13 protein-coding genes and 1 pseudogene are annotated in these 14,219 nt (G+C 42.5%); 8 read left to right on the plus strand and 6 right to left on the minus strand.

What is annotated here, in order from left to right:
* From RI557_RS00005 to RI557_RS00015, 3 genes and pseudogenes are all read left to right on the plus strand, one after another.
* Positions 1–215 (plus strand): HAMP domain-containing sensor histidine kinase (locus RI557_RS00005; RefSeq protein ID WP_310681267.1); only part of this gene is annotated, 215 nt, incomplete at its 5' end.
* A gap of 65 nt (positions 216–280) precedes the next feature.
* Positions 281–976 carry a response regulator transcription factor gene (locus RI557_RS00010; RefSeq protein ID WP_310681269.1) on the plus strand — a complete coding sequence of 232 codons (696 nt, stop codon included), beginning with the start codon at positions 281–283 and terminating at the stop codon, positions 974–976.
* A gap of 64 nt (positions 977–1,040) precedes the next feature.
* Positions 1,041–2,245, plus strand: a pseudogene (locus tag RI557_RS00015) (aminotransferase class I/II-fold pyridoxal phosphate-dependent enzyme).
* A 53-nt stretch (positions 2,246–2,298) separates the two neighbouring features.
* Here RI557_RS00015 and RI557_RS00020 read toward each other — a convergent pair.
* From RI557_RS00020 to RI557_RS00035, 4 genes are all read right to left on the minus strand, one after another.
* Entirely contained in the window at positions 2,299–2,628 is a 330-nt protein-coding gene (locus RI557_RS00020; protein WP_310681271.1) for a type II toxin-antitoxin system PemK/MazF family toxin, read from the minus strand.
* Positions 2,628–2,852, minus strand: coding sequence for a DUF2281 domain-containing protein (locus RI557_RS00025; RefSeq protein ID WP_310668830.1), 225 nt, complete (start codon positions 2,850–2,852; stop codon positions 2,628–2,630). Before RI557_RS00025 ends, RI557_RS00020 begins: the two co-directional genes overlap by 1 nt.
* Positions 2,853–3,027: 175 nt before the next feature.
* Positions 3,028–3,897 carry a succinate--CoA ligase subunit alpha gene (sucD, locus tag RI557_RS00030; protein ID WP_310681273.1) on the minus strand — a complete coding sequence of 290 codons (870 nt, stop codon included), beginning with the start codon at positions 3,895–3,897 and terminating at the stop codon, positions 3,028–3,030.
* 125 nt (positions 3,898–4,022) lie between these two features.
* Entirely contained in the window at positions 4,023–4,385 is a 363-nt protein-coding gene (locus RI557_RS00035) for a hypothetical protein (protein WP_310681276.1), read from the minus strand.
* 29 nt (positions 4,386–4,414) lie between these two features.
* Here RI557_RS00035 and RI557_RS00040 point away from each other — a divergent pair, with 29 nt between their 5' ends.
* Complete coding sequence (locus RI557_RS00040) at positions 4,415–5,137, plus strand: lysophospholipid acyltransferase family protein (RefSeq protein ID WP_310681278.1); 723 nt, start codon at positions 4,415–4,417, stop codon at positions 5,135–5,137.
* Positions 5,138–5,566: 429 nt separating this feature from the next.
* Here the strand turns inward: RI557_RS00040 and RI557_RS00045 are convergent, their stop codons facing one another.
* Positions 5,567–6,349, minus strand: coding sequence for a choice-of-anchor V domain-containing protein (locus tag RI557_RS00045; protein WP_310668834.1), 783 nt, complete (start codon positions 6,347–6,349; stop codon positions 5,567–5,569).
* Between the two features lie 56 nt (positions 6,350–6,405).
* The gene (locus tag RI557_RS00050) at positions 6,406–7,857 is read right to left on the minus strand and encodes a sodium:solute symporter (RefSeq protein WP_310681280.1); all 1,452 of its coding nucleotides are present in this window, start codon (positions 7,855–7,857) and stop codon (positions 6,406–6,408) included.
* Between the two features lie 66 nt (positions 7,858–7,923).
* Here RI557_RS00050 and recR point away from each other — a divergent pair, with 66 nt between their 5' ends.
* The 4 genes from recR to RI557_RS00070 all read left to right on the plus strand — a co-directional run bounded on the left by recR (position 7,924) and on the right by RI557_RS00070 (position 14,209).
* Positions 7,924–8,547, plus strand: coding sequence for a recombination mediator RecR (recR, locus tag RI557_RS00055; protein WP_310668836.1), 624 nt, complete (start codon positions 7,924–7,926; stop codon positions 8,545–8,547).
* A 3-nt stretch (positions 8,548–8,550) separates the two neighbouring features.
* Entirely contained in the window at positions 8,551–10,509 is a 1,959-nt protein-coding gene (locus RI557_RS00060; protein ID WP_310681282.1) for a glycosyltransferase, read from the plus strand.
* Positions 10,510–10,596: 87 nt separating this feature from the next.
* A complete protein-coding gene (locus RI557_RS00065; RefSeq protein WP_310668838.1) occupies positions 10,597–11,937 on the plus strand; it encodes a dihydrolipoamide acetyltransferase family protein in 1,341 nt (446 codons plus the stop codon).
* Positions 11,938–12,064: 127 nt separating this feature from the next.
* A complete protein-coding gene (locus tag RI557_RS00070; RefSeq protein ID WP_310681284.1) occupies positions 12,065–14,209 on the plus strand; it encodes an OmpA family protein in 2,145 nt (714 codons plus the stop codon).
* Positions 14,210–14,219 lie beyond the last annotated feature (10 nt).

The following is a 14,219-nucleotide window of genomic DNA, read 5'->3' on the forward strand; positions in this document are numbered from 1 at the left end:
ACAATGGTGTGGGAATAGATAAAGCTCATCAAAAACAAATCTTTGATAAATTTTATCGCGTTCCGCAAGGCAACCTTCACGATGTCAAAGGGTTTGGCATAGGGTTAAACTATGTTAAAGTGATGGTAGAAAAACACTCCGGTAAATTATCTTTGAAAAGTGAACCCGGTAAAGGAAGTACGTTTACCATTAAAATTCCGTGTTTAAAATCATGAAGAAGTTAATATAACTCCCTTAATTACACGGATCCATCTGACCATTGAAAAAATAAACTAAACTGATGAAAAAAGCGCATTTATTATTAGTTGAAGACGATGAAAACCTGGGGTTTGTCACAAAAGACAATCTCGAGGAAAAAGGCTATACCGTAGAATGGGCAAAAGACGGGCAAGAAGGCTACGAACGCTTTTATGCCGATAAATACGACCTGTGCATCTTTGATGTGATGTTGCCCAAAAAGGATGGTTTCACACTGGCACGCGAGATAAAGGACACCAATCCTGAAATGCCTTTTTTCTTTCTCACAGCCAAAACGTTACAAGACGATAAAATCGAAGGACTTACCATAGGCGCTGATGATTACATCACAAAACCATTTGACATGGAGGAGCTGGTGCTGCGAATCGACAACATGCTCACTCGGCTTCACGGATCTGACCACGATACTGATAAAAAGATATTTCACCTGGGCAGCGTAGAGTTTGACACTCAGAACCACACGCTCACAAGAGATGAAGAAACCGAAACGCTCACGAAGAAAGAAAGTGAGTTGCTGCGCTTGCTGTGTATCAATCAGAACCGGGTTTTGGAACGCAATACGGCTCTCCGCATTATTTGGGGTGATGACGATTACTTCCTGGGTCGCAGTATGGATGTGTTCATAACCAAGTTGCGCAAACGCTTAAAAGGCGAAGAGTCAATCACTATCGAAAACGTTCACGGCATTGGGTTTAAGCTAGTTGTTCCCGAGAATTAAAAAACTGACAATAGTTGTTTTTTGGCTTTCGCTAAATCGAGATCTTTGCACAAAATAATACGATATGGCGAAAGATTTTGATCCGGCAACGGAACTTCAAAACATTCAGAATTTTGGTGAATTTGGTGGTGTTAACCCATCGATCACTGATAGTTCTACTTATACTTTCCTCGAAGCAGATCGCATGGAGGAAGTGTTTGAACACGAAATTGAAGGCTGCTACCTCTATTCGAGACACTGGAACCCCACAAACCGCTACCTCGCTGATGCGCTGGCAAAGATGGAAGGAACTGAAGCCGCCCAGGTGATGGGAAGCGGAATGGGCGCAATCACCTCTACCCTTTTGCAATTGTGTGATGCAGGTGACGAGATTATCGCCAGCAGAACGATTTACGGAGGAACTTACGCATTTCTCAAAAACTATCTTCCAAAATTCAATATCAGCGTAAAGTTTGTCGATGTAACCGATCTCAAAAAAGTTGAAGAAGCCTTGACAGACAAGACGAAGATCATCTACTGCGAGGCCTTAAGTAATCCATTGCTCGAAGTAGCAGATATTCCGGCTCTTTCTAAAATCTCAAAAAAAGCGGGGACAACTTTCATCGTAGATAACACTTTTACTCCGATGATCATATCTCCGGCCAAGCTGGGAGCTGATATTGTTGTTCACTCACTCACAAAATTCATCAACGGTACAAGTGATGCTGTAGCAGGAGCTGTTTGTGCATCAAAAGAGTTCATCGACAGCATTATGGACGTCAACAGCGGATCGGCAATGTTGCTGGGACCAACACTCGACAGCTTGCGTTCTGCCAGCATTCTGAAAAACATTCGCAGCTTGCACCTCCGCATGATGCAACACAGCCGCAACGCCATGTATCTCGCAAAAGGTTTCCAGGAACTGGGTCTGAAAGTGCGCTACCCCGGACTTGAAGATCATCCGCAACACGAGTTGCTCAAGCAACAGTATAATGAAGTTTACGGATTTGGTGGTATGCTCTTCATCGATGCCGGTTCAAAAGAAAAAGCCTACAGCTGATGGAATACATGCAAAACCAGAATGTTGGCTACCTCGCAGTAAGCCTCGGTTTTTACAAAACACTGTTCAGCGCTCCGGGAAGTTCCACTTCATCTGAATTATCTGAAGATGAACAAAAAGAAATGGGTTTGAGTGACGGTATTGTTAGGATGTCTGTCGGATTAGACATGGACATCGAAAGTACTTTCGATAAAATGACGATCGCACTGAAGGAAGCCAAGTTAATTTAAAAAATCATTAATGGTCAGAACCGAAAGCCGCCTTGTGGAAGCAGGGCGGTTTTTTAGTTTTCAAACTTAATATCAAACAACTCTATGAGATTTGAGTCGAGCTCCTTCAATTGATCAGTATTTATACTGCCAAGTTTGCCAATAATAAGGTTAAGATCAATAGAAGCTATTTTTCGGGTTCTTACTAATGACTCCTTTTTCAATCCATTTTCAGAAACAGGACTTAATACCAAATCTATATTTTCTCTCCAGTAAAGTCTTGTAGAAATAAAGCAAACAGTGACATCAAGTTTACTACAAGCTAGTATCAAAGCAGGTCTTTTTTTACTACCGCTTAAGTTTGTAAAAGGAAAGGGAACAAGAACTATATCTCCTTTTTCCATCAATACTTTTCTTTGAGATCATCTTCATCATAAAGATCTTCCTCATCATTCAAAAAGTAGAAACTATCAGATTCACTAACCATTTTTTCTATTCCCTTTTGAATAACCTCTTCATCATTCTTCTTGAGAATGAACTCAGCAAAATCAGAAACTTCCTTGATTCTACTTTCAGGTAGCTTCTTCAATGTTTTTAAAGTCTGCTTAATGAGTAACTCTTTAGTCATTACGATAAAATATCAGTGATTTATACTATCGCCACTTTTTCGAAAATACATCAATTTAACTCAAATTACAATTAATAAAATTAAACGATTCTCATTTGTTACTCAATTTTAAAAGACAAAAAAAGCTGTCCCAGTTATAAGACAGCTTCCAAAATATAATGATAATGTCTAAAGCTTACTTAAGCGCTTCAGCCATTGTTTTTCCAATTTCTGCCGGAGAATCAACAACGTGAATTCCACATTCTTTCAAGATGCGTTTTTTCGCTTGTGCAGATTCTTCTTCACCTGAAACAATTGCACCGGCATGCCCCATTGTTCTACCTTTAGGAGCTGTTTCACCAGCGATGAACCCAACCACAGGCTTTGTGCCGTTTTCTTTTACCCAGCGAGCGGCTTCAACTTCTAATTGACCACCAATCTCACCGATCATGATAATTCCTTTTGTTTCATCATCAGCCATTAGAAGCTTGATTGCTTCAAGCGTTGTAGTACCGATAATCGGGTCACCACCAATACCGATAGCTGTTGTTTGTCCCAAACCGGCTTTTGTCGTTTGATCAACAGCTTCGTAAGTAAGCGTACCTGATTTAGAAACGATTCCAACAGTACCTTTCTTAAAGATGAAACCAGGCATGATACCAACTTTTGCCTCTTCAGCTGTGATGATACCCGGACAGTTAGGTCCGATTAGTGTACAACCTTTATCGCTGATATATTCTTTTACTTTCACCATGTCGTTCACCGGAATACCTTCAGTAATCGTCACAATTACCTTGATACCTCCTTCAGCTGCTTCCATGATCGCATCAGCGGCAAATGCCGGTGGAACAAAAATGATTGAAACGTCTGCTCCGGTCTCCTTAACTGCATCAGATACAGTATTGAAAACTGGCTTATCGAGGTGCTTTTGACCACCCTTACCCGGTGTTACACCACCTACTACATTCGTTCCGTATTCGATCATTTGTTCAGCGTGAAAAGTACCTTCACTCCCAGTGAAACCCTGAACTATAACTTTTGAATCTTTATTGACTAAAACGCTCATTCTTTGATAGATTGTTTGAATTTTAAAAGCTAAAATGGACGGTCAAAAATAGGCTTTTCAATGGCTACTGCAAACAAATTTGAGCGTTTCCCTCGGTTAAATTTTCAGTTTTCGGTCAGAGCCGGTTAAAATCCCAATTTGCGTGCGATGTAGCGCAACACACCTTCTCCCCGCCTGTCGTCAGCTTCCTGAGAGTCGTCACGCAAGAGGTGAAGCTGGCTCTGACTGCGAGCTTTGAGCACTTCTTTCACCTGTTCTTCAAATGATTGTGGAACTTTCACGATCACTCCGCCAACGGCATTTGACAAAAACGGGTGAACGCTCAATGTGTACTCGTTTTCAACATGATAAGGAATCTCCTCACTATCGAGCAATCCGCACAAACCATACGATTCGTGGACGTAGTGAAAACGAGCAACTTCGAGCATCTTCATAATAATTGTGCCTTTAGGTGAATGGAAAATACTAAAATTGTTGGAATTTCGCATTCTTCGATAATTAAAACAATTTGTTCTGGGTGAAGTTTTTGAAAAAAATATTCAACGGCTTTCAGATCTTCTTAATAGCCATTTACACGGTAATCAGTGCAACGCTGGGAGTTGTGTTTTTGCTTTTCGGGAAAGAGAAAGCAGTAAAATGGGCCTCGTTTATTTGGTCTAACCTTATTTTTAAAACACTGGGCATAAAACTCGTGATTCGCGATCCGCACCCCAAATCTTTTTACTGGGAAACGACTCGTATTTATGTCTCCAATCACGAATCGAACCTCGATATTCCGGCACTTTTTCTAAGCACTCCAAGAGCACTCTTTTTCCTCGCCAAGCGCGAACTGAAAAATGTCCCGTTCATGGGCTGGTACATGCAGTTAGTGGGAATGATCTTCATCAATCGGGGCGATCGAAATCAGGCTCAGCAAAGTTTAAAACGAGCCGGGGACGAAATCAAAAAAGGAAAAAATATTTTGTCGTTTCCCGAAGGTACTCGCACGCGAACCGGAGAAATGGGCGTTTTCAAACGCGGCACTTTCAGACTCGCACTCCAAAATAAAATTCCGATTATTCCCATCGCGATAAAAGGAGCTCGTGAATGCATTCCGGCTAAGAAATTTGAAATCAACCCGGGAACGATCTACGTCAACATTGGGGAACCAGTTTACCCTAACGACTGGGAAGTAAGTGAGGTTGATAAATTTGCTTTTCACGTTCGCGAAGAAGTGAAAAAGTTACGTGCTGAGTTGTAAGGGTTGAGGTCGAGTCCCGAAGCAAGTTCGGGATCTAAGTTCATCTAAGTCTTGACTTGCGTCAAGGACTAAGATTCAATAAGAGTCAAGGCCGAGGTCGAAAATGTTCAAATGTTGATCAGGGTGTATTTAATTTTTAAGTTTTTAAGGGTCCCGTTCCTTGCGTCACGAGGATCTAAGAGCTTCTAAATTCTGACTATTGGTCAGAATAAGAATCTCTAAGATTGGGAGGTTTGGAGTTGGGAGGTTTTGTGAGTGATGAATGCTGAGTGATGAGTTTTGAGTGTTGAATTTGGCTTAATAGTTTAACGTTTAAAAGTGGGTCACGGAGGTCGCAAAGCAAACACAAAGCTCGCAATGTCTAAAATACATTGTGCCCTCGTGCCTTAGTGGCTATATAAAAACAGATTAAAGTTAAAACTAACAACCTTATTCACTCTTCACAAAAGTTTTGGTCCACTTTGTTCCTTTAGGATGAAAGATGAAAACACCACCCGGTAAATCTGAAACATCGACTCTTCCAGAGTTGAGCACAACAGCTTTAACGAGTTTCCCACTCATCGTGTAAATGTTAGCTCGCTTCACCTGATTCGAATACGTTCCATTTACTTTGATATAGTCCTGAACCGGATTAGGGAAAATCTCGAAATCCTCTGAAGTAAATTCTGCTAAGCCCGTAGCAGTTGACGGTTGCAATTCAAAAGAATCGTAATAAACTTCATCGGCATTGTTTGCTGTTCCGTTTCCATCAGCAGCGTTAGTAGAAGCGTAAAACGTTATTGTTCCCACATCCTGGCCGGGTGCTGTCCAATCGAACTCCCACTGTCCTGATGAAGAAGGTGAGCTGTGCTCGATATAGCTTTTACCTCCAATCGGTTGGAGCTTAGAGCCTGTACCGGAAGAAAAACTACCGGCCTGAGCGTTACTGCCATCTAAACCAATGAGCTGAAAGCCGTTTGTTGAAGTTGGATTATCAATGCTCAAAGTTAAAGTATACGTTTCTCCGGCTTCGTAACCGTTGCCGGGTAAACCATCAAGAGTAACACCTGAGTTATTAGCTAGTCCACTGTGACAATTACTGCAGTTTCCCGAACTTCCAGGAGCACCTGTATAATCTTGTGTTGGCCCAGATGAATTGGACATTATTGTAACAGCAGATAAAATGCTCACGAAATAAATACCAACGAATAGAAATAGTATTCTATAATTCATAGTGTTCTTCTTTGTATTAAAGTTCGGCTAATTTAGGGAATAAAGAAAATACGATGCTAATTTTTCTTCACACTTTTAATCAACATCAATCCGATAAATGTTAATAAACCATTGATAATGACAACCTCAAAACCAACTTCATAACCATCAAACCAGTTTTTAGCATTAGCTTTTATCACATAGCTCAAGATTGGTGCTGCGATCAATACAGGCCACACCCAGCGATCTTTAATGCGCCATTTTGAGAACAATCCAAAAGCGTAAAGCCCCAGGAGCGGACCGTAAGTAAAGCCTGCAGCGGTAAAAAGCTCGCTGATCACACTTTCGTTATTGATGGCTCTAAACGCGACAATAACAATAACAAGTACAACAGACACACCTATGTGAACCTGCTTGCGAATATTATTTCGCCTGGGTTTAGCGTATTTTTCAATATCCAATATATCTACACAAAATGAAGTCGTTAAAGCGGTCAGAGCCGAATCAGCACTGGAGTAAGCCGCGGCTATGAGTCCCAAAATAAAGAACAACGCAACCGCGTAACCGAGGTAGCCATCCATCGCGATCATCGGGAATAATTCATCAGCCTGTTGAGGAATCGTAATCCCTTTGTCTCCGGCATACATAAAGAGCAATGCTCCGAGTGATAAAAACAAAAGGTTTACAAAAACCAGTGTAACACTGAACCACAGCATGTTCTTTTTTGCTTCGCCAATGTTTTTACAACTCAGGTTTTTCTGCATCATATCCTGATCCAGACCAGTCATCACAATGGTAATGAAGGCTCCGGCTAAAAAGTTTTTGAAGAAATTACGGCTGTCGTTGAGTTCAAAGAAGAAAACCTGCGAGTAGTCACTCTCCACAATCCTGTTGGTCAGATCCCCAAACCCGTCACCAAAATAGCGTGCGATCATCACGATACTCACAATTACCGCCAGCAACATGAAAGTCGTTTGCAGTGTATCAGTCCAAATAATGGTTTTAATTCCGCCTTTACGCGTGTAGAGCCAAATGAGCAAAATCGTAATAATCACCGGAACTACAAACGGTACGTCAAACCCCATTTTCTCAAAAACAGCGTACTGCAGCACAATTGCCACCAGATAGAGACGGAATGAAGCGCCAATTACCCGGGACAACAAGAAGAACGAAGCTCCGGCTTTGTAAGCGTTCTGACCAAAACGATCACGCAAATACGTGTAAATGGAAGTGAGATTGAGCCGGTAATAGAGCGGCATCAATACCAGCGCCACAACCAAATAGCCCGGTAAATAACCGAGTACCATTTGCATGTAAGAAAACTGGCTATCCCCTACCCAGCCGGGAACAGAGATAAAAGTCACGCCCGACAAACTGGCTCCGATCATGCCAAAAGCCACCACGTACCAGGGCGAACTGCGCTTCCCGATGAAAAACGCATCATTGGAATCCTCTCCCGTGAAGTGAGAAATGAGCAACAGAACACCAAAATATCCTGCCAGTAATGCAATGACTACGTACGGTGACATGGCGGCAAAAGAAATGCATTTTAAGGAAACAGTTGTCATGTATAGAATCAGTTCTATTTTTGACGCATGGAATTACCTTCAAAATATTTGATGGAGGCGGTTGAACAATTCAACACGTTACCCGGCATCGGGAAGAAGACAGCTCTCAGGCTGGCTGTTCACATGCTGGGGAGAGAAAAGGAAGAAGTAGAGGCTTTCAGCAGGGCGTTTAGTAAATTGAAGGAAAATGTGACTTTTTGCAAGGAGTGTGGAAATATCAGCGACAGAGAAGTATGCGATATCTGCTCCAGCTCGCGCAGAAACCGATCTGTTATTTGTGTGGTTGAAGATCTCCGCGATGTGCTGGCAATTGAAAATACTCAGCAATACGATGGACTCTACCACGTACTGGGCGGACACATCTCCCCGATGGACGGAATTGGTCCGGGTGATCTGAACATCGAGAATTTACTCACGAGAGCACAAAACGGTGAAACCGAAGAAATCGTGCTGGCTTTGAGCACCACGATGGAAGGTGATTCAACCAATTTTTACCTGTACAAGAAACTGCAGCCTTTTAGCGTTAATGTATCCACAATTGCACGTGGTGTGGCCATAGGTGACGAGCTCGAGTACACTGATGAAGTGACACTGGGCCGCTCTATTGTAAACCGAATGCCATACGAATCCTCAATCTCCCGAAAAGAATAGCCTGTGAAGCTGAGCGTCATCATTGTCAACTACAACGTCAAGTATTTTTTGGAGCAGTGCCTCATTTCGGTACTTCAGGCTTCAAAAGATATCGAGACAGAGATTTTTGTCGTTGACAACAATTCGGTTGACGGATCAGTGGAAATGGTGAAAGAGCGATTTCCCGAAATAAAGCTTATCGCCAATAAAGATAACGTAGGGTTTTCAAAAGCTAATAACCAGGCTATCCGCGAGAGCAAAGGCGAATATGTTCTCCTGTTGAATCCCGATACGCTCGTTGAAGAAGACACGTTCACAAAGACGGTGCAGTTCATGGATGAACATCCTAACGCAGGCGGACTGGGCGTTAAAATGGTAGATGGAAAAGGTCTCTTTTTACCGGAATCAAAACGCGGATTACCAACTCCGCAAGTCGCTTTTTACAAAATGTTTGGATTGTCATCGCTCTTTCCAAAGTCAAAGAAATTTGGTCGGTATCATCTTGGATTTTTGGATAAAGATGAGATCCATAAAATTGATGTATTGGCCGGAGCCTTCATGTTGATGAGGAGAAAAACACTCGATGAAGTGGGGCTTTTAGACGAGACCTTTTTCATGTACGGTGAGGACATCGACCTCTCATGGCGCATCAAGTTGGGCGGATACGAAAATTACTACTACCCCAAAACACGCATTATCCATTACAAAGGTGAAAGCACAAAAAAAGGGAGCCTGAATTACGTTTTCGTGTTTTACAAGGCGATGATCATTTTCGCCAAAAAGCATTTCTCATCTTCGCTTGCCGGAGTTTACAGCTTTTTCATCAACATCGCGATTTACCTGCGTGCGGCACTTTCACTGTTGCGCAGATTCCTGACCAGCATTACCGTTCCGTTTATTGACGGCATTTTGATTTTCCTCAGTCTGCACATCATTACTCAGTTTTACGAAGATATAAAGGGTTTTCAATATCCTGATGATCTCGTGCTGCCAACCACCATCGCCTTTAGCATCATCATGATGGTGAGCAACTATTTTTCGGGGGGTTACGACAAACCCGTAAAACTCAAAAACAATGCAAAGGGAGTCGCCACGGGAGCTATCATCGTGCTCATCGCTTACTCCCTTTTGGGAGAATCGTACCGTTTTTCACGCGCCATCATTTTGATGGGGGGACTCGCTTCGCTGGGAATTGTTCTGTTGGTCAGATCGCTGTATCACCTCCTCCAAATTCCGGGTTACAGCCTCAGCCAAACAACTGCTAAGCGTATTGCAGTAGTGGGCAAGCCTGATGAAATAGAGCGCGTTACCAAAATGCTTCACAACATCAATCTCAACACTGCAGTAATCGCTGAGATCAACCCCAATTCACAGTCAGAACCGAACGACCATTTCGTGGGTAAACTCCACCAACTACCAGAGATTATAGAAGGATTCAAGCTCAACGAAGTCATCTTTTGCAGCAGAGATATTGAGCCTGAAGCCATCATTAACCAAATGAGCAGATTGAGCAGTTACGATTTGGAATACAAAATCGCTCCGCCCGAATCAGTTTTTATCATCGGGAGCAATTCCGTCAATTCAACCGGAGAACTCTACTCACTGGTCGATTTAAACAGTATCGACTCACCGTCAAGTAAACGGAATAAACGATTGCTCGATATTCTCATCTCGTTGATCGCTGTAGTCCTTTCACCTGTTTTGGCCATTTTCAACAAACCTTTGAGAAGAGTATTTCCACAGCTTTTCTCCGTCCTTTTTGGAAGCAAAACGTTCGTAGGATACAGCAACACTATTCGGCAAAAAATAATTTTACCTAAAATTAAAACACCGGTCATTTACCTGGATAACCAAATAAATAACCAAAATATAATTCTGAGTTATACCGATAAAGCCATTTTAAATTACTCCAACAATTACCATTGGCAAAAAGACCTTCGAATAATTTGGAATTTCCTTTTTGGCTCTAAAAAGAGCGTGTAGTCTCTCAACAATTACAACCTTTGTACATTAATTGTAATACTGAATATTTCAGTTATTTTTGCAATTCCTAAAAATTACAATTCTCGTATGGCACAGGTTGAAGTGACATTACCTAAAATGGGTGAAAGTGTAGCCGAAGCGACCATTACAACATGGTTGAAGAGCGAAGGCGACACAGTTGAAGCAGAAGAATCGATAGTTGAAATAGCAACCGATAAAGTGGACAGCGAGGTCCCTGCACCCGCTGATGGCGTTATCAAAGAAATCAAGGTCAACGAAGGTGACGTTGCACAAGTTGGCGATGTCATTGCAGTGATCGAGGCGGAAGGCGAAGGCGCTGAAGAAGCTTCCGGTTCTGACCAACAACAAGAATCGACACAGGAAGAAACAGCAGCTCCCGCTCCGGCAGCAGCATCTTCAAACAACGGCTCAACAACAGCTCCGGCTGCTCAGGGTCACGATTTCTCAAAATCTGATAGATTCTACTCTCCACTCGTTAAAAATATCGCGAAAGAAGAAGGAATTTCAGTTGAACAGCTCGACCAAATAGATGGCTCCGGCCAAAACGGTCGTGTGACAAAAGCTGATATCCTCGGATTTATAGAAAATGGCGGTGCTCAAAAAGCAGCTCCCCAACAGAAGAGCGCTCCGGCATCAGCTCCACAACCAAAAGCTGCTCCTCAACCAGAACAGGTTAAACCTGCTAAATCTTACGGAGACGATGTTGAAGTGATCGAGATGGAGCGCATGCGCAAGATCATCGCGAAAAACATGCGTGAGTCTAAACAGATCTCTGCTCACGTCACCTCTTTTGTAGAGGCCGATGTAACCAACATTGTGAACTGGAGAAATAAGGTGAAAAACGAATTCCAAAAACGCGAAGGAGAAAAAATCACCTTCACTCCTATCTTCATCGAAGCAATTGTAAAAGCCATTAAAGATTTCCCACTCATCAACGTATCAGTGGATGGCGACAAAATCATAAGAAAGAAACGCATCAACATCGGTATGGCGGCAGCCACACCATCAGGTAACCTCATTGTTCCTGTGATACACGATGCTGATCAATACAACCTTGTAGGGTTGAGTAAGAAAGTGAACGATCTCGCAAACAGAGCGAGAAACAATAAACTCAAACCTGAAGAAATTGACGGTGGAACGTACAGCATTTCAAATGTTGGTTCATTCGGAAACGTGATGGGAACGCCTATCATTCCGCAACCGCAAGTTGCGATCATGGCAGTTGGTTCCATCCAAAAGAAACCGGCCGTCATCGAAACTGAAGCAGGTGATACACTGGGCGTTCGTCACATGATGTATCTATCGCACAGTTACGACCACCGCGTAGTTGACGGTGCACTTGGCGGAATGTTCGTGAGAAGAGTTGCCGATTACCTCGAAGAATTTGATGTATCACGCGACATCTAAAATCACGTTATTAACAAAAGACCTCAAAACCCTTGTTCAAAATTCATTCGAGCAAGGGTTTTTTTATCAGTTAAAATCCTATCTTTGAACGCATAACAACACACCAAACCGTATAATTAACAGATTTATGAACCTCAGAGAAATCCTAATTACTACAACACTGATTGTTTCTTCAATTAGCCCTTCTCTCGGTCAGAGCCAAGACCAAATCAACGTAAAAGAGCTCGAGAGTAAAGGTGAAGAACAGATCGACAACGGCCAATGGATTGATGCTCGCGAAACTTATAAAGAACTCGTGAAAGCCTATCCAGAAAACAACGAGTACAATTTCTTACTCGGACTATCAATTTTTAAATCGGGAATTGAACGTGAAAAATCGGTTGACTATCTCAAAAAAGTCAACCACAAAATTATTGAAGAAAGCGGCTATTTTTATGGTCAGGCTCTTCTCTATGACGGACAATTCGACCAGGCAATTTCAACTTTCAAAGAATTTAAGCCGCTCATTGGTGACAATAAAGACGGTGTAAAACTGAGAGCTGAAGTCAACAACATGATTCGCCAGGCGCAAGATGGAAAAACCATCAGCAAAAATGTAAACGAACAATTGCGTGTCGATAACCTGGGTGAAGGAATCAACACAGAAAAAACGGAATACGCCCCTGTTGTTTACCAGGATCAAAAGTTTCTCGTTTTTTCTGCAACGAAATCGAGTTCTGACTTCGAAGGAGAGTTTGATGCAGAAAAAGAAGCAGATGACGACATTTACACATCAGGATATGAACTCCTCGATGATAACTGGAAACAGCGCACAAGACCTGAGGGACTCCACATTCCAAAAAGTGTGAATACTCCGCAAAGTGAATCAGGCATCAACTTTAGCGCTGATAAAAGAACTTTTTACTTCTACCGCAACACTGATCTGTACGCTTCAGAAAACGGTGGCTCACCAGTAGCACAAAAGGTTGAAGTTGGGGATCTGACCGATGCTGACATGACTGCGATTTACACGAACAAAGAAGCCAACACTCGTTTCATGGTCGCTAACCTTCCGGAATCAGGAAATGGCGGACTCGATATTTACATCTCGAAAAATGAAGGCGGTTCGTGGAGTAACTGGAAACCGATGGACGGTATCAACACTCCTTACGATGAAGATTCGCCATACCTCGCTGAGGACGGCACACTCTACTTCTCGTCAAAAGGCCATAACTCAATGGGAGGTCATGATCTATTCAAAGCAACTGAAGAAAGCGGTTCATGGAAAGTTGAAAACTTAGGTGTCCCAATCAACAGTACCGGAAATGATATTCACCTCGTTCCGGCTGACGATAAAGGTCAAATCTTCTACATCGCCTCTGACCGTAAAGGCGGTTACGGAAACATGGATATTTATCGCCTATGGACTTGCAAGCCAGTCGAAGAATCTACAATAAACGGAAAACTCCTCGCAGATGGCAAGCCACTTTCAGCTAACCTGACACTCGCGAATGTTGACGGTGAAAAAATCGAGACGATAGAAGTGGACAACAAAAGTGGTGATTACAGCATTAATGTTGAGCCGGGTAAAACTTACTCGCTCGTAACAACTGCTGAGAACTACCTCAACGATACAATCGCATTCTCAATTCCTGAGCAATGTACTGAGTACGATCTCTACCAAAAGATCGAGCTCTCACTACAAAAAGATCAGGATGGAAATGTTATCGCTCAGAACACAACTGTGACAAACGCGCTTTATGACATCGAAAAGTATCGTGACGATCAGAGCCCTGAAGAATTCTTTGCTTCTTTGCCTGACGGCCACAGATTACAGCCCGATGTCAAAACATCAAGCATCGAGCTTGACGAACCAATTTTACTCGCTGCAGCTCAGTTTAAAGACGTGAGATTCGGATTTGACAGTGACGAGATCAACGGTACAGCTAAAGCGATTGTTGAAAAAGTAGGTAATTACCTCAATGATCACAATGATGTTACTGTGAAACTCACAGGTCACACTGATACTAAAGGTCCGGCATGGTACAACAAAAGGCTATCGAAAAGACGTGCTAAGTCTGTATCGAGCGCGCTTGAAGAAATGGGCATCGGTGGTGACCGCATCACGATCGACTTCAAAGGTGAAGAACAACCAATCGTAGAAGATTACGATGAGGAAGGTAACTACATCGAAGAAGCCGCTGCTAAAAACAGACGTGTTGACATTGAAGTGATTATCCCAGAGATTAAAGAGGATAAAACAGAAAAGTCAAACGCCACAAAAAAGAAATAAACAAACGATA

Origin of the sequence: Salibacter sp. (assembly GCF_031581065.1) — a bacterium.
Classification (GTDB): Bacteria; Bacteroidota; Bacteroidia; order Flavobacteriales_G; family Salibacteraceae; genus Salibacter.